Origin of the sequence: Hyunsoonleella aquatilis, assembly GCF_014270105.1 — a bacterium.
Classification (GTDB): Bacteria; Bacteroidota; Bacteroidia; order Flavobacteriales; family Flavobacteriaceae; genus Jejuia; species Jejuia aquatilis.
In genome coordinates this window covers 387,384-404,669 of sequence record NZ_JACNMF010000001.1, presented here as the reverse complement: position 1 = coordinate 404,669, position 17,286 = coordinate 387,384, and the positions used below count along the sequence as shown (strand labels likewise).

At 39.0% G+C, this 17,286-nt stretch carries 16 protein-coding genes; 7 read left to right on the top strand and 9 right to left on the bottom strand.

The features are described 5' to 3' along the window. The first annotated feature begins 36 nt into the window (after window positions 1–36). Genes H7U19_RS01745 through H7U19_RS01725 form a run of 5 tightly spaced genes read left to right on the top strand, consistent with a single transcriptional unit; the run spans window position 37 to window position 5,614 of the window. Entirely contained in the window at window positions 37–1,347 is a 1,311-nt protein-coding gene (locus H7U19_RS01745) for an NAD(P)/FAD-dependent oxidoreductase (protein WP_186558117.1), read from the top strand. Continuing rightward, a complete protein-coding gene (locus H7U19_RS01740; protein WP_186558116.1) occupies window positions 1,344–2,933 on the top strand; it encodes a 4Fe-4S binding protein in 1,590 nt (529 codons plus the stop codon). The genes H7U19_RS01745 and H7U19_RS01740 overlap by 4 nt, the downstream gene beginning before the upstream one ends. Window position 2,934: 1 nt before the next feature. Beyond that, complete coding sequence (locus H7U19_RS01735; RefSeq protein ID WP_186558115.1) at window positions 2,935–3,414, top strand: toxin-antitoxin system YwqK family antitoxin; 480 nt, start codon at window positions 2,935–2,937, stop codon at window positions 3,412–3,414. Next, window positions 3,411–4,124, top strand: a complete 714-nt coding sequence (locus tag H7U19_RS01730) for a glycosyltransferase family 2 protein (RefSeq protein ID WP_186558114.1) — start codon at window positions 3,411–3,413, stop codon at window positions 4,122–4,124. Before H7U19_RS01735 ends, H7U19_RS01730 begins: the two co-directional genes overlap by 4 nt. Further along, window positions 4,124–5,614, top strand: coding sequence for a cellulose synthase family protein (locus H7U19_RS01725; RefSeq protein ID WP_186558113.1), 1,491 nt, complete (start codon window positions 4,124–4,126; stop codon window positions 5,612–5,614). Before H7U19_RS01730 ends, H7U19_RS01725 begins: the two co-directional genes overlap by 1 nt. Here the strand turns inward: H7U19_RS01725 and ggt are convergent. After that, complete coding sequence (ggt, locus tag H7U19_RS01720; protein WP_186558112.1) at window positions 5,611–7,299, bottom strand: gamma-glutamyltransferase; 1,689 nt, start codon at window positions 7,297–7,299, stop codon at window positions 5,611–5,613. The genes H7U19_RS01725 and ggt overlap by 4 nt on opposite strands. Before the next feature lie 136 nt (window positions 7,300–7,435). Here ggt and H7U19_RS01715 point away from each other — a divergent pair, with 136 nt between their 5' ends. Together H7U19_RS01715 and H7U19_RS01710 are read left to right on the top strand one after the other, a co-directional pair. After that, a complete protein-coding gene (locus H7U19_RS01715) occupies window positions 7,436–8,842 on the top strand; it encodes an MptA/MptB family glycosyltransferase (RefSeq protein ID WP_186558111.1) in 1,407 nt (468 codons plus the stop codon). Further along, a complete protein-coding gene (locus H7U19_RS01710; protein ID WP_186558110.1) occupies window positions 8,832–9,650 on the top strand; it encodes an alpha/beta hydrolase in 819 nt (272 codons plus the stop codon). Before H7U19_RS01715 ends, H7U19_RS01710 begins: the two co-directional genes overlap by 11 nt. A gap of 67 nt (window positions 9,651–9,717) precedes the next feature. Here H7U19_RS01710 and H7U19_RS01705 read toward each other — a convergent pair whose 3' ends face one another. The 8 genes from H7U19_RS01705 to H7U19_RS01670 all read right to left on the bottom strand — a co-directional run bounded on the left by H7U19_RS01705 (window position 9,718) and on the right by H7U19_RS01670 (window position 17,218). Continuing rightward, on the bottom strand, window positions 9,718–10,101 hold the full coding sequence (locus tag H7U19_RS01705; RefSeq protein ID WP_186558109.1) for a hypothetical protein: 384 nt from the start codon (window positions 10,099–10,101) through the stop codon (window positions 9,718–9,720). A 202-nt stretch (window positions 10,102–10,303) separates the two neighbouring features. Next, a complete protein-coding gene (locus tag H7U19_RS01700; protein ID WP_186558108.1) occupies window positions 10,304–10,525 on the bottom strand; it encodes a hypothetical protein in 222 nt (73 codons plus the stop codon). Between the two features lie 20 nt (window positions 10,526–10,545). Then, entirely contained in the window at window positions 10,546–10,869 is a 324-nt protein-coding gene (locus tag H7U19_RS01695) for a hypothetical protein (RefSeq protein WP_186558107.1), read from the bottom strand. Between the two features lie 54 nt (window positions 10,870–10,923). After that, window positions 10,924–12,459: a bifunctional GNAT family N-acetyltransferase/carbon-nitrogen hydrolase family protein gene (locus tag H7U19_RS01690; RefSeq protein WP_186558106.1), complete on the bottom strand. Its 1,536-nt coding sequence runs from the start codon at window positions 12,457–12,459 to the stop codon at window positions 10,924–10,926. Window position 12,460: 1 nt separating this feature from the next. Further along, entirely contained in the window at window positions 12,461–13,438 is a 978-nt protein-coding gene (locus H7U19_RS01685) for a deoxyhypusine synthase family protein (RefSeq protein WP_186558105.1), read from the bottom strand. Then, window positions 13,425–14,363, bottom strand: coding sequence for an agmatinase (gene speB / locus H7U19_RS01680; RefSeq protein ID WP_186558104.1), 939 nt, complete (start codon window positions 14,361–14,363; stop codon window positions 13,425–13,427). The genes H7U19_RS01685 and speB overlap by 14 nt, the downstream gene beginning before the upstream one ends. A gap of 8 nt (window positions 14,364–14,371) precedes the next feature. Next, on the bottom strand, window positions 14,372–15,820 hold the full coding sequence (locus H7U19_RS01675) for a type III PLP-dependent enzyme domain-containing protein (RefSeq protein WP_186558103.1): 1,449 nt from the start codon (window positions 15,818–15,820) through the stop codon (window positions 14,372–14,374). A gap of 552 nt (window positions 15,821–16,372) precedes the next feature. Next, the gene (locus H7U19_RS01670; RefSeq protein ID WP_186558102.1) at window positions 16,373–17,218 is read right to left on the bottom strand and encodes a pseudouridine synthase; all 846 of its coding nucleotides are present in this window, start codon (window positions 17,216–17,218) and stop codon (window positions 16,373–16,375) included. Between the last annotated feature and the right edge of the window lie 68 nt (window positions 17,219–17,286).

Here is a 17,286-nt window from a genome sequence, read left to right as displayed (position 1 = left end):
TTAGGTGCGACCTAATGTCACAGCAACCACAAAATTATGGATCACATTGTTATCATAGGAAACGGAATTTCGGGAGTGACCGCCGCAAGGCACATTCGAAAGTTATCCGATAAAAAAATTACCATTGTTTCCGCAGAAACTGATTATTTCTTTTCGCGAACCGCACTGATGTATGTGTATATGGGACACATGAAATTTGAACATACCCAACCTTACGAAAATTGGTTTTGGGAGAAAAACCGAATCAACCTTAAAAAAGGCTTTGTAAAGGAGATTGAAACCGATAAAAAAACCTTGGTTTTTGCTGAAGGTGATACACTTCCATACGATAAATTGATTATTGCTACCGGAAGCAAACCCAATAAATTTGGTTGGCCCGGACAGGATTTGGATGGCGTTATGGGCATGTACCACAAGCAAGATTTGGAAAACCTGGAAAAATATGCCCCGAATAATAAAGTTTGTAAGCGCGCCGTGATCGTTGGAGGTGGATTGATTGGGATTGAACTTGCCGAAATGCTAAATTCCAGAAGTATCCCCGTTACTTTTTTAGTTAGAGAAAGTAGCTTTTGGAATGGTGTTTTGCCTGAAGGTGAAAGTGAAATGATTAACCGCCATATTAAAAACCACCACATCGATTTGCGTTTATCTTCTAATTTAAAAGAGATTAAAGCTGATAAAAACGGAAAGGTAAAATCTGTGGTGATTCAGGAAACTGGTGAAGAAATTGCCTGTGATTTGGTTGGGTTGACTGCTGGGGTCTCCCCGAATATTAATTTTCTAAAGGATTCTGCAATTGAAACTGGAAGGGGTGTAAAAGTGAATCGTTTTTTGGAGACCAACGTAAAAGATATTTATGCCATTGGCGATTGCGCCGAACAGCATGAAGCCATTGGCCAACGCCGACCTATCGAAGCCGTTTGGTATACGGGGCGCATGATGGGCGAAACAGTGGCCCAAACCATTTGTGGAAATAAAATTGAATACAAGCCTGGACATTGGTTCAACTCTGCCAAATTTTTGGATATTGAATACCAGACTTACGGATGGGTGTTTAGCGAGCGCAATAAGCAAGATTATGAAACTCATTTCCATTGGATACACAAAGATGACACAAAATGCATTACTGTGGCATATCATAAAAATACCAATCAATTTTTGGGAATAAATACATTTGGCATCCGAATGCGCCATGAGGTTTTTGATAGATGGCTAACGGAAAAACGTGATGTCGATTATGTTATGAATCATTTATCTCAAGCTAATTTCGACCCAGAATTTTATGGCCGTTACGAAACCGAAATTCTTTCGGCATTCTCTAAAACTTTACAAATCGTACAATCATGAACAATAAAATAAACCATAGCATGTCTTTGGCAACACCGGATGCCCTTGATATTACAAACACCCAAAAAGTAGCCTTGGCATTAGGAATTATTGGGCTTTTCATTTTGGCGTTGGCGCTTTTCAATGTTGACTTTCCTAATCAAGGGTTGTTTTTAACCCTAGCTTTAGGACTCATCACTGGAGGTACTATTTTGTATTCCAGAGAAGCCTACCTAAAAAAATTGGAGGGTATCAAAAACGATGGGGTTTGGCTAAAATCAATTTCATCCAGAGGGGTTTGGGGCTGGATTGTTGGTGTAATCCTTACCGCATTTTACATTATACTTTATTTCTTCCCGAAGTACTTGGGGCTCGGAACCGACGGAGTGGAAAACACAGGTTTAATAAGCCTTTTTGACCCCTTAAGCAAACTATTAAGTGGACGACCTGCCAGCCAATGGTTTGTTTACGGTACGCTCTACACCATTGCCATTTTGGCCTTCGGTTATAAATTTATTTTGAAATATCGACACAATCGCTACCAGCAGATACGCACAGTTTCGGTGATGTTTTTTCAATTGGGCTTTGCTTTTTTGATTCCGGAATTTATGTATGTGATGAACAGCGATTTGCCGTATTACGATTTAAAAAGTATCTGGCCGCTCAACTATTATATTTTTGATGAGTGGTCCGTAAAGGCATTTCTGTCCAACGGAACGATTGGTTTAGCATTGCTGCTTTTTGGCATCATTTCCATATTCGTCATCACTCCAATTTTAACTTATAAATTTGGAAAACGTTGGTACTGCTCCTGGGTTTGTGGTTGTGGTGGATTGGCCGAAACTGCAGGTGATTCGTTTCGACAGTTATCCTCAAAAAAACTTTCCGCGTGGCGATTGGAGCGTTGGCTCATTCATACGGTATTGGTCTTTTCTGTAGTGATGACTACCGCGATGGCCTATACCTATCTCGGCTACAGTAGTAATGACTTCTGGTTGACCCGAGGGGTTTTTATCAGCCTTGTTATTGCATTTTTAACTTTGATTTTTGTTGGTGTAATGGTCTTCAAAAGAAAAGAATTGGGCAAAGATGCCAAAATGGGTGCCATTGGCTTTTTCGTAACCATTACACTCTTACTTATCATGCATTTTACAAGTACCACAGACCATTTATTTTTCATTAAAGGAGGTACGTTACGCTCTGCATATGGCCTTTATATTGGTTCCATATTTTCAGGGGTAATAGGTACTGGATTTTATCCCATTTTGGGGAGTAGAGCTTGGTGCAGATTTGGTTGCCCAATGGCGGCCATTCTCGGGTTTCAGCAACGTTTATTTTCCAAGTTTAGAATTACGACCAATGGTGGACAGTGTATTTCCTGTGGAAATTGCTCAACGTATTGCGAAATGGGTATCGATGTTCGCGCCTATGCTCAAAAGGGTGAAAATATTGTGCGCTCCAGCTGTGTGGGCTGCGGGATTTGCTCGGCAGTTTGCCCGCGTGGCGTATTAAAACTTGAAAACGATAGCATGAAAGGACGTATCAATCCAAACGAAATTTTGTTGGGGAATGATGTCGATTTAATGGAATTGGTTAATCAAAAGTAATATGCGATTTTTAGTAGCAGTATTCAGTCTACTTTTACTTACCTCAACTCTTTCGGCACAAAAAAGATATCAAAGGAACTACTATAAAAATGGGGTTTTGAAATCTGAAGGCTGGACGGAAGATAATTTGAAAATCAAGTATTGGACCTTCTACTATTCAAACGGCAATACAAAAAAAGAGGGGCATTTTAAAAATGGTAAACCTGTAAAATATTGGTACTTTTACCGCGAAAATGGCACTAAGGAGAGCGAGGGCCACTTCATTCATGGCAAAAAAAATAATTGGTGGTTGTTTTATGACGCTATGGAAAAGTTAAACCATAAATGTCAATTAAAGAACAATCTCAAAAACGGCTATTGCTTAATGTATCAAAACGAAAGATTAGTGTCCGCCAGACGTTTTAAGGACGGAAAACAACTTAAGGAATGGACGGATTTCCGATCTTTCAAAAGAGACAATAATCTTAACGATTTAAAATGAGCAAAACAGGTGCTGAGCATAGCCAAAGTATAAATGTCATCATTCCTGCCTATAATGAAGCAGATTCCATTGCGAATGTAGTTACGGACATTCCCGATATTGTGGATGAAATCATCGTGGTAAGCAACAACTCCAGTGACACTACCGAAATCAATGCTGAAAAAGCGGGCGCTACGGTGTTAAGGAAAACCCAAAGGGGCTACGGCTACGCCTGTTTAAAAGGTATGGACTATGTTGCCAAAAAAGCAGAACAACCGGACATTATCGTTTTTATAGATGGGGATTATAGTGATTATCCCGAAGAACTAACCAAAATTGTCACGCCTATCCTAAATGATAACATTGATTTTGTAATTGGAGCCCGAGTTAAACGACTACGTGAAAAGGGTTCCATGACCGGCCCCCAAATTTTTGGAAATTGGCTGGCCACGTTTTTGATGAAACTTTTTTTTGGTGCTAAGTTCACCGATTTAGGCCCATTTAGGGCCATCAAATACGATAAACTGCTCGGTTTAAAAATGGAAGACAAAACCTACGGCTGGACTGTAGAAATGCAACTCAAGGCCTTAAAGCAAAAATTATCATATACCGAAGTGCCTGTAAAGTACCGAAACAGAATAGGTTACTCAAAAGTTTCAGGAACCGTAAAAGGTAGTATATTTGCTGGCATAAAAATACTTAGTTGGATTTTCAAATACAGCTTTAAATAATGTATGTAGAAGCCGTCATTATTGTTATTTATACCATCGCGCTAGTGATGATATTTTTATATGCCTTGGCGCAACTGAATTTGCTGTTCAACTATCTCACTGCAAAAAATAAGGAAAAGGATTGTCCAAAATTCGATTTATCCAATCCCGATGAAATCCCCCTCGTTACCATTCAACTTCCCGTTTTCAACGAAATGTATGTGATGGAACGGTTGCTGGAAAATATTGCTAAAATTGACTATCCGCAGGACAAGCTTGAAATCCAGGTGCTGGACGATTCAACAGACGAAACGGTTGAAAGCACTGCTGCACATATTGCGACACTTCAAAAAACTGGATTGGATATCAAACATATCACCAGAACCAATAGACAAGGTTTTAAAGCGGGTGCTCTCAAGGAAGGTTTAGAATTTGCCAAAGGTGAGTTCATTGCTATTTTTGATTCCGATTTTTTACCAAATGAAGATTGGATCAAACGTACCGTTCCTTATTTTAAAGATGAATCCATTGGGGTGGTGCAAACCCGCTGGGGGCACATCAATCGTAACTATTCACTGTTGACCAAAATTCAGGCTTTTGCCTTGGATGCCCATTTTACTTTGGAACAGACCGGTAGAAATTCAAAAGGGCATTTTATCAATTTTAACGGTACGGCTGGTATTTGGCGAAAAGAGTGCATCATTGATGCGGGTAATTGGCAGGGCGATACGCTTACTGAAGATTTGGACCTGAGCTATAGGGCACAATTGAAAAAGTGGAAATTCAAGTATTTGGAAGATGTGGAAACGCCCGCAGAATTGCCGATAGTGATTAGCGCAGCGCGCTCACAGCAATTCCGATGGAATAAAGGTGGTGCCGAAAACTTCAGAAAAATGCTCTGGAAAGTTTTGAAGAATGAAAACATATCCGCAAAAACCAAAGTACATGGGCTGTTGCATTTACTTAATAGTACGATGTTCCTGAACATACTAATAGTAGCTATCCTAAGTATTCCAATGCTTTATATCAAAAACGAATACACTCATTTGAAACCTTACTTTTATGTAATGAGTTTCTTCGTGATTAGTACTATCATATTCTTTGTTTGCTACTGGATGATGTATCGAAAAATCTATGGTAGCGGTATTAAAAATTTTATGAATTACATTGGAACGTTTTTCCTGTTTTTCTCCATTGCTATGGGCTTTTCACTACATAATTCCATTGCGGTTTTAGAAGGACATTGGGGCAAAAAGAGCGAATTTGTGCGCACCCCAAAATTCAATATCAAAAAGTATAAAGACAACTGGAAGAACAACAAATACCTTAAAAAGAATGTATCCGTACATGTAGTTTTTGAAGGGCTTTTGATGCTGTATTTTGGCTTTGGAATGTACAGCGCCTTTATTGTGGGAGACCAAGGTGGTGACTTTGGATTGTTTCCCTTTCACCTTATGCTGTTTTTTGGTTTTGGCTATGTCTTTTTTAAGTCTCTGGCTTCTAAGGTTTAATACCCAGAAACCTGTCCATCCTTTCTACTTTCCGAAGCACCATGGTACACTTTATTTTCATCATTCCACATAATAGCCTGATAACCGCCGTATCCGCCCAGTCCAAAACCTACCTTATGTCGTTTCCACATCAATTCTCGAATGGTTTCATAAGGTATCCCAGATTCAACACGGATCGTCCCAGTGCCCTCTGTTGTTTCACCGGTAGGTTTTGAACTTCCTGAATGGTCCCATCGGGGCGCATCACCAGCCTCTTGCACATTCATCCCAAAATCAATAATATTCATAATAATTTGTGTATGCCCTTGGGGCTGAAAATCGCCACCCATCACCCCAAAGCTTAAAAAAGGCTTACCATCCTTGGTGACGAATGCAGGTATGATGGTATGGAATGGCCGTTTCCCAGGTTCATAGGTATTAAAATAACCCCGGTTCAAATTAAAAAGTTCACCCCGATCCTGCAACATAAAACCTAATTTTGGAGGCACCATTCCAGAACCCATACCCCTATAATTACTTTGTATAAAAGAAACCATATTGCCTTCCTTATCCGCGGTAGTAAGATAAATAGTTTCACCAGCACTGATTTCGCCCGCCTCGTATTTCGATGCCCTTTCAGTAATTAGTTTTCGCCGTTCATCAGCATACTCATCAGAAATCAATTGGGAAACAGGGACTTTTGCAAAATCCATGTCGGCATAATATTTCGCTCGATCCTCAAAAGCCAGTTTTTTCGCCTCGGTAAACAAATGCAAGTGCTCGGCACTTCCAAATTCAATGTTTGAAAAATCATAACCTTCCAATATCTGCAACATTTGAAGCGCCGCTATGCCCTGTCCATTGGGTGGTAACTCCCAAACATCGTAACCTCGATAATTTACGGATACAGGATCTACCCATTCACTTTTATGGCTGGCCAAATCTTCCTCTGACAAAAAGCCACCCTTATCTTTTATAAAATCCGCTATGGTTTTAGCAATTTCACCTTTATAAAAAGCATCCCTGCCACCCTTGGCTATTTTTTTATAAGTATCAGCCAAATAAGGGTTTTTAAAAATTTCACCTTCTTTTGGAATCTTACCATCAATCATATAAGTATCCTCAATATTGGGAAACCCAGAATTTTTAAAATATCGAACAGTACGATTAAAACTTAACCCAATAAGCTCTGTAAAAGGAAACCCATTTTCTGCATATCCAATGGCCGGAGCCAAAATAGTTTTCATAGGAAGCGACCCAAACTTGTTGTGTAACTCAAACCACCCATCTACCGCGCCCGGCACGCTAACAGGAAGTGGGCCAGTTGAAGGGATTCTGGTTAATCCTTTTTCTTCAAAATACTCAAGCGTTAAACTTTTCGGGGATCGGCCACTTGCATTTAGCCCGTATAGTTTTTGGGTTTTGACATCCCACAGAATCACAAATAAATCACCTCCAATACCACAACCGGTAGGCTCCATAAGTCCAAGGGCCGCATTGGCCGCAATAGCGGCGTCAATGGCGTTGCCACCTTTTTTTAAAATATCAATCCCAACTTGAGTAGCGAGCGGGTGACTGGTGGCCACCATGCCATTTTGGGCAATAACCTCAGAACGGGTAGCAAATAATTGCCCTGTAAGTCGGTCTTGGGCAAATGCCGAAAATGTCAAAAACAAAAACCATACGGATAACTTAAAATTTTTCATAGCACAGAATTTAAAAGGAATATGAAGCCCAACGAAGTTACTCGATTTATTTTGTTCTGTCAAGTGGTTTAATCAAACTCACAAATAGCGTTATATTTAACCTGTGCTTTTAAATCTGATATTCTTTAAAAAAAATATGGCGCCAGTACTGGTTGTACTTGGAAGCATCATACTTTACTGGAATTTTGCGTATGGTTTAGAGCGAACGGAATATGCAAAGCTCATTGCGCTCTACGCAGGACTATTTTTGCTCTTCTTCCAGTTGATAAAGCACTTAAAACACAATATCAAATTACTGACTTATTTGGCCTTTGGGTTTCGGGCCGTTTTTATTTTGGCCATACCCAACCTCTCACAAGATTTTTATAGATTTATTTGGGATGGGCGGATGATTCTTGAGGGCTTCAATCCTTATTTATTTACCGTTGAATCTTTTATCGGCCAAGGCGAATTACCAGTAGCGCAAGCATTGGAACTTCGGGAAGGCATGGGCACACTGAACGCAAGCCATTTTACGAATTACCCACCCATAAACCAATTGTGTTTTATTATTGCCGGGATATTTGCAGGAAAGAGCATTCTAGGCTCGGCAGTCGTATTGCGGTTATTGATAATTGTTGCTGATTTTGGCACGCTTCACTTTGGAATAAGGCTATTGAAAAAATTAAAAATCCCTGTTTACAATATCTTTTGGTATATCCTTAATCCGTTTATCATTATTGAACTTACAGGAAATCTTCACTTTGAAGGCGTTATGATTTTCTTTTTAATATGGAGCCTTTATTTACTTTTTATTGGAAAGTGGCGATGGAGTGCCGTGGTTTTAGCACTTTCTATTTCTGTGAAATTGATACCGTTAATTTTCTTGCCCCTCTTTTTTCAGTGGTTTATGAAACCCTCCGTCATTGCGAACGGAGAGAAGCAATCTTCTTTAAATCCAAAGATTACTTCGACGAAATCGACTCTTAATGACGTTTTGAGAAGACTATGGCGATTAATATTGTTTTATGCCATCTTAATTGGCACAACAGCTTTGCTCTTTCTACCTTTTTATTCTCGTGAATTCATCCATAATTATTCTGAAACCGTGGGGCTTTGGTTTCAAAATTTTGAATTTAATGCTAGCATATATTACATCGCCAGGGCAATTGGATACTCATTTCGAGGCTATAACGAAATTGCCGTTATTGGAAAAGTGATTCCAATAGTTGTGATCGTTGTGACACTTATCCTCACTTTTTTCAGAAGAAATAAAACTATGGCGGAGTTGATTACAGCAATGCTATTGGTACTTTCAATATACTATTTTACAGCTACTACCGTACACCCTTGGTACATCGCCACACTTTTGATTTTATCGGTTTTCACAAAATACAAGTTTCCATTAGTGTGGAGTTTTGTAATTATTTTGAGCTATCTGGCCTACCTCAATCTGAATAAGGCTGATAAATCCGAAAATCTTTGGGTGATAGCTATTGAATATGTGGTGGTTTATACCGTATTTTTGTTTGAACACTTTAAAAGAAAGCCTGTTGAGAATTAATTTCAGAAAAATACTTAGACGCTTAGCGCGGACTATTATTGCCCTAATCGTAATTTATTTGGCCTCCCTGGTGTTTTTATATTTTAAGCAGGAGCGCTTCTTCTTCAATCCAAAAATATTAAGCAAGGACTATAGGTTTGAATTTAAAGAACCTTTTGAGGAAATTAACATTGAGGTAGAAGACAATATTTTTTTAAACGCCGTCCTGTTTAAAGCTGAAGCATCAAAAGGGGTTATTTTATACTTCCACGGTAATGCCGGAGCCATTCACGATTGGGGAAAGCGTGCACATCTTTTTTTAGAAAACAACTACGATATTATATTTGTGGACTATCGGGGCTATGGCAAAAGCGATGGGGGTTATTGCAATAGCGATGAGTTTTTATCCGACGCCCAAAAGGTGTACGATTACACCAAAACACGTTATGAGGAAAAAGATATTACCGTGCTGGGCTTTTCTTTGGGCACGGGTGCCGCCAGCTACGTGGCCTCTCGAAATAAACCTAAAATGCTCATTTTAAATGCCCCGTATTACTCTTGGAAAACTTTGGTTTCTGAAGAAATTGCACCTCCGGTACCTAAATTTTTGATTAAATACGATATTCCCAATTATAAATTTGTGCAACAGGTAAAATGCCCTATTCATATATTTCATGGTACCAAAGATTTTCTGGTAAATCCAGAAACCAATTCCAAAAAACTACTGGTGCTAAAGCCCGACATCACGCTTCATTTTATTACGGATGCTGGACACAACGGCCTACACATTACCAAGGAATATTATGACCTGCTAAAAGTGGTGCTTTAAAATTGGGGCATAAAAAAAGGCTTCTTTTCAGAAACCCATTTCTTTATAAGTTCAAAGCGGGTAAAACCTATAACTTTTCTAAATTGGTTATCGTATTGATTTCCTCTTCGTCTTCCATATTGTTCTCATCCTTGGTCACTTTGATGTCCCTAGTAAAGGTGACTTTAAACTTAGTGCCAACAAAGGTATCGGCGTTCAAGTCAAAAAGGCTAAGCGCCGGCTCAGCTATGCTCTGAAAAGTTAAGGTTCTTTCTTCACCGTTTTTATCCGTGGTTACAAAATTGTACCCGTAATCTTCTTTCCCATCGTAGGTAGCATAAACGATTAATCCCTCCTGCTCCAACATATGTGCCGAAGTGTTGGCTTTAGACTTCTCAGCAGTAAAGCTCATAAAAGAAAAGGCAATTAACAATAAACTGCCCAAAGCAAGTATTCTAGTTTTTGTTTTCATTGTAATGAATTTATATCTTTAAATCTATCGTTTCAAAAAACATGCCACTAAAAGAAGTTCAAAAAGGAACTTCCGTAGCGGTCAAATAAATATACGTTTTATTATTATACAAAAGATGTTTTCACATCAACTTTCGATAAACTTGCTTATAACAAAAAGACGAACTTCCAATCATTACCATCTATACAAAATGGTAAAGAGGCTACAAGGGCTTTAAACTATCAACACGATAGATCGGGTCCTCGTCGTCACCATCCTCAACAAAGGTAATCTTGAAATCCTTGTCCCTTAAACTTTTGTCGTTTTTTAGGTCGAATTGTTTTAAAATGCGAGGGTGCACTTCTTCAAAAGCCAGTTCCTCACCATTTTCAAACCAAAACGTATAATAACCGTTTTTGTAGTACTTAAAAGCGGCAATTCTCATAATAAAAGTGAAAAAATATATTAATCGTTATCGTCTGAATCTTCATCAGAAATATCGGGGTCCTGAACCGCTTCAGGATCGTCATCGTCATAATCCTCGTAATCATCCTCATCGTAGTTCTCCATAGTCACAGCTAGTTTGGTGCTTACCTTTACCAAATACTTGGTGTCCTTAGTTGTGACTTCAACGGCTTCAACTATCTCATTATGCTGGTTTCTAAAAGATATAATATGATCATCATCGTAACCATCTGGATATTTTTCTACGAGCAAGGCTAAAATCTCAGGGGTGAGTTTTTTGAAATCTACGATGACTCTTTTTAAGTTGTCATTTCTATTTTTCATAAGGTTGGTCTTTGCTTCTAATGATTTGGATTTAGTATTTCTGTTCTAAATATACTATTTATCATTTTGTTTCCTAACAACATCGTAAAAATCTTTTCTTCTGTCCTTTAAATTCTTCACGGCTCCAAATGAATGTAACTCCCTTAAAAGACTAATATCTACATCAGCAACCAAAATCATTTCTGTGTTTGGCGTTGCCTCTGCTTTAATACCATTACTGGGAAAGGAAAAGTCGCAAGGTGTAAATACCGCAGATTGGGCGTATTGAATATCCATATTATTCACATTAGGTAAATTGCCCACACTGCCTGCAATAGCAACATAACACTCATTTTCAATTGCCCTTGCCTGTGCACACAAACGCACCCTAGAATAGCCATTTTGAGTATCGGTTAAAAAAGGAACAAACAATATATCCATTCCTTCATCAGCCAACAATCGTGAAAGCTCAGGGAATTCAGAGTCATAACAAATCAATACACCAATTTTTCCACAATCAGTATCAAAGGTCTGCAATTTGTTTCCTTTTTGCATACCCCATACCTTGGCCTCATCTGGGGTAACATGGATTTTCTCGTAACGTTCTACACTGCCATCTCTTTTACAGAGATATCCTACATTGTGTAGCTTGTTTTCAACCACTTCGGGCATACTGCCACTGATAATGTTAATATTGTAGCTTATTGATAGTTCTTTCAGTTTATCCACTATTTTATGCGTGAATTTAGCCAACTCCCTAATAGCATCTGGTTCGTGCAGATGATTAAACTCTGCCATTAACGGCGCATTGAAAAACTCGGGCAATAAAGCAAAATCACTTCTGTATGCTGCCACGCTATCTATAAAGTATTCTACCTGTTGCATCAGCGCATCAAGGTTTTCATAGCTTCTCATTTGCCATTGAATAAGCCCCAAACGGACAATGGTTTTTACAGTGGCCGCCTTTTTTGAAGGTTTGGTATAATAAATATTATCCCATTCCATTAAAACGGCGTACTCATTTGAGGCGGAATCGCCTTCTAAATAACCTTTTAATACCCTAACAGGGTGAAAATCGTTGGAAATCTGAAAATTTAGAACAGGATCGTGGATTTCTTTTCGCTTTACTTTTTCTATGTATGCCTTTGGTGATAAATCCTTGTATTTGTGGTAGTTTGGCATTCTTCCACCAAATACAATCCCTTTTAAGTTTAAATTTTCGCAAACTTCTTTACGGTAATCGTATAAACGGCGGCCCAAACGCAAACCTCTAAATTCGGGTTTGATAAACACGTCAATACCATACAGCACATCGCCATTGGGGTTATGCCTTTTAAAAGAATCACCTTCAATAATATCGGCATAGGTATGGTTATCATCAATTGTATCATAATCCACAATTAAAGACAATGCGCACCCGGCCAATTGCCCGTCAATTTTAATGACCACCTGACCTTCAGGAAACAAAGTAGTTAGCTGTTCAATGTGATGTTTTTTCCAATAGGAATCCAGTATCCCGTCGTAAGATTCCAAGGTTGCTATTTTAAGTTCTTCAAAGTCGTCAACAGTGAGGAACTTAAGCTCAATATTTTCAATCTTTTCTACCTTCATTTTACCAACCCAAAAGATAAGCAAAAATTAATGGCGCAACAATAGTTGCATCACTTTCTATAATAAATTTTGGCGTATCGATACCCAGTTTTCCCCAGGTGATTTTCTCATTTGGCACGGCACCAGAATAGGAACCGTAGCTTGTTGTTGAATCACTAATTTGGCAAAAATAGCTCCAAAACGGTGTATCGGTACGTTCCATGTCCTGGTATAACATTGGCACCACGCAAATAGGGAAATCTCCAGCTATTCCACCACCAATTTGAAAAAAACCGATACCATTCTTTGAATTCTTGGTGTACCAATCGGCCAAAAAAGTCATATATTCTATGCCCGATTTCATGGTGGACGCCTTTAATTCCCCTTTAAGCACATAGCTTGCAAAAATATTGCCCATAGTACTGTCTTCCCAACCTGGGCAAACAATAGGCAAATTCTTCTCCGCCGCCGCATACATCCACGAATCCTTTACATCTATCTCATAATATTGCTCCAAAACGCCGGAAAGCAACATTTTATACATGTATTCGTGAGGCAAATAACGCTCGCCCTTGGATTCGGCATCTTTCCAAATCTCATATATATGTTGTTGCAACCTTCGGAAAGCCTCTTCCTCAGGAATGCAGGTATCAGTTACTCTATTAAGCCCTTTTTCCAGCAAATCCCATTCTTGCTTAGGGGTTAAATCCCTATAATGCGGCACCCGTTTATAATGCGAATGGGCTACCAAATTCATAATGTCTTCCTCCAAGTTAGCACCGGTACAGGAAATGATTTGCACTTTATCCTGACGGATCATTTCGGCAAAACTTTTGCCCAACTCTGCCGTACTCATAGCCCCAGCCAGGGATACCAACATTTTGGCACCATTATTTAATTGTGACTCATAGCCTCTTGCTGCATCCACCAAAGCGGCCGCGTTAAAATGCAAATAGTGTTGTTCTATAAATTTTGAAATTGGCCCTTTAGTAGTTGTCATCTTCTATAAATTTTGATGTTGATCTTTTGTTATATTCTGCTTCGTATGTATTATCGAAATCGTCTTCCTCATTAACATTCATAAATTTATAACTCAGCATTTTATAATATAACTTGGCTGCCAAAAAGTCTGAAGACTTCTCGTTTGGATTGGGACATAATTCCACAATATCAAAACCCACCACATTTTTTTCTTCAAATACTTGTTTCAAAAACTCCAAGGTTTCGTACCACAACAGACCACCTGGCTCTGGCGTTCCTGTACTCGGTACAATTGATGGATCAAAAGCATCCAAGTCGAAGGTTATGAATACGTTATCCGTCATTTGGTCAATGGCGGCATCCGTCCAAGAATCATCGGTTGCCATATCGTGTGCAAAATACGTTTTGTCCAAATCCATCACCGATTTCTCTTTGATATCCATAGACCGAATACCTACTTGAATTAAATTGGCAGTTTGGCTGGCCTCATATACCGCACAAGCATGATTGCAACTACTGCCTTCATAAGATTTACGTAAATCGGCATGGGCATCGATATGAAGCACTGTTAAACCGGGAAACATCTCGTTAAACGCACGAATACTACCTATTGAAATAGAATGCTCGCCTCCAAAAAGGGTCACAAACTTATTTTTTTTGATGTATTTTTTAGTAGTTTGGTGCACGGCCTCCACCATAGTTTCCGCCGAAGTATTTTCAGTTACCGGTGCCGCCAAATAAACGCCTTGTCGATACACCTCGGTATCGGTTTCAATATCATACAGCTCCATGTTTTCTGAAGCTTCCAAAAATGCTTGAGGGCCTTTATCGGCACCCTTTTGCCAAGTGCTAGTGCCATCATAGGGCACGGGGATTAAAACAATTTTTGCTTGTTCCAATTTCGCGAATTCCTGTGGAATTCCAGCGTAAGTTTTAGTATTCATTGTATTAATTAGAATTCAGAGGTTACTTCCACGGCATCCTCCTTTATAGTAGGTAGATGCGCCTTTTGGTAACCCAATATTTTAAGTAAGTCTTCACTTTTTTGTTGTTCACTAAATAACTTGGTCGTGAGGTTGCCATCAGCATTCCTATCAATCAAAATATGCTTTGGAGACGGAATCAAACAGTGTTGCAAGCCACCAAAACCACCAATGGTTTCCTGATACGCCCCAGTATTAAAAAACCCAATGTACAATGGTTTTTCCTTATGGTATTTGGGCAAATAAATGGCGTTCATGTGCTGTTCACTGTTATAGTAATCGTCGCTATCACAGGTTAATCCGCCTAGCAAAATTCGTTCGTAGCTATCCTGCCAGCGGTTTACGGCCAATAGAATAAAACGTTTGCTAATAGCCCAAGTATCTGGTAGGGTAGTAATAAACGAGGAGTTGATCATATTCCACTTTTCGCGGTCGTTTTGCTGTTTTTGGTAAAGCACTTCATAAATAGCACCCCCGCTTTCACCAACCGTAAAACTTCCAAACTCTGTAAAAATATGGGGGACATCCACCTCTTCATCTTCACAGGTCAGTTTGATTTGATTGATGATCTCATCAACCAAATATTCGTAATCATAATCAAAAGCCAATGAATTTTTTATCGGAAAACCACCACCAATGTTCAAACTATCCAATGACGGACAAATCTTTTTCAAACTAGTATAAACCCTCAAACATTTTAAAAGCTCGTTCCAATAGTAGGCGTTATCGCGAATACCCGTGTTGATAAAAAAGTGGAGCATCTTGAGTTCAACCTTGGCATTATTGGCGATTTGATTCTTATAAAACGGCACTATATTCTTATATCCAATGCCCAATCGGGAGGTGTAAAATTCAAACTTGGGCTCTTCCTCCGATGCTATGCGGATACCAATATTAAATTTTCCTTCAATCTCTTTGGACAACAAATCGATTTCCTCATAGTTATCAATAATAGGAATGGCGTTTTTATGGCCGTTATTAATCAATCGGGCTATATTCGTAATATATTGGGCACGCTTAAACCCATTACTAAGCACATAGGTATCATTGTTAATTTTGCCCTCAGACTTTAAACGCTCCACAATATCAATATCAAATGCCGAAGACGTTTCAATATGAATATCATTCTTTAAAGCCTCGTCCAAAACATGCTTAAAATGGCTACTCTTTGTACAATAGCAGTAGTTGTAACTACCCTGATAATCATGCTTTTCCATGGCACTCCTAAACCATTGTTTTGCCCTGTTAATATTGTTTGAAATTTGTGGTAAATAGGTGAATTTTAACGGTGCACCATATTGTTTTGTCAACTGCATTAAATCTATTCCATGAAAATGCAACTGTCCTTTATCAACCTTAAACTCTTCCTGAGGAAAATTAAAAGTTTGATTGATTAAATCAATATATTTTGTATTCAATTTGTGTTGTTATAAATGTTAAAAATGTATAAACTACAGGTTACGGGAATAACAAATAATTATCAAATACGGAAAGTTTTGCTGGTTGTAGGCACGAAAGCGTACTCGTGCTGCACTGCATTAATCGGAAAAGCGGAAGTTAGCTTTAAAATCCGGTCGCTTAATCTATAAGCTGCTTTTGAATATGACTTCCTAATTTTCAAAAGCCCGAACGTAGAAACAGGTTTCAAAATGTTCAGCTAAAAGTGGCGCAAATGTAGATTATTTTTTGACACGGCAAAGGTTTTCCAGATATTTCTAAAATAATTTTTTGGGCGTTACCCTGACGCCTATGGGTCAGGGTCGGGCTTTCACTAATCAATCCCTCCTGCGTCTGGGATTTCAAACAGGCCGTTCAATCCCTAACGCGGGTTTTAGAATATTATAAGTCTATTTGCAGTGTTATCGATGTTAATCTTAATAAGATAAAGATTATCCAATCTTAAAAATCATTAAATTACAAGACTACCTTGTGTCATTCCGTCCCGATTGTTATCCGGATTTTTTCGGAATCTACAACATCTTTAAAGTATTCAACTCCTGAGTGGTCAAATGCTTCCAATGCCCTCTGGGCAAATCCTTTTTGGTCAAGTGTCCGATGGCTACGCAGTCAATGCTCAGTAAATCATAATTGAAATGTTCAAAAATAGTACGGATAATTGTGTTTCCGATATTCTTGATTTTAAGGCCTACCTCCTTTTTTGGCGAGCCGTCAATATAACTGATCTCTTCAACCTCGATAAGTTTACCGTCCAATTTAAACCCGTTTTGAATCTTTTTTAAATCCTCAAGCTTCAGGTTTTTGTCCAATTCAATATGAAACAAACGGGCAATCCCGTTTTTGGAATTGGTAAATTTTTGCACCACCTCGTCATCGTTCGTAAAGAGCAACAACCCTTTGGAGTTGCGCCCCAATCGGCCGATGGGCTTAACTCTGGAACTCGTGGCGTTGGCTACCAAATCCATCACAGTTCTGCCTTTGCCCTCACTGGTAGTCGTGGCAAAACCTTTGGGCTTGTTCAGCAAAACGTATGCTTTTTGCTCTGGGGTAATCCTTGCCCCGTCGTAACGCACCTCATCCCCGGACTTTACCTTATAGCCCATTTCGGTCACCACCTTACCGTTTACCGATACCAAACCAGTAGCAATATGGACATCGGCCTCACGGCGAGAGCAAACCCCCGAATTGGCTACATATTTGTTCAATCGGATTTCATCGGGATTTCCCGATTTTTTTTTTGGAGCCCCACCTGTGTTTTTAGTAGGCGCATGCTGTTTAGAATTGCCCGTAAAACGTTTGTTGCCTTGGTTACGCTTACCAGTTTTTCCTTTGCCTTTGCCTCCTTGATGCCTGTTCATTAATTGAAAATTTGTGCAAAGATATGTTTAATATTAAGATTGTTGGTTTTGGTATGAACTATTTGTTT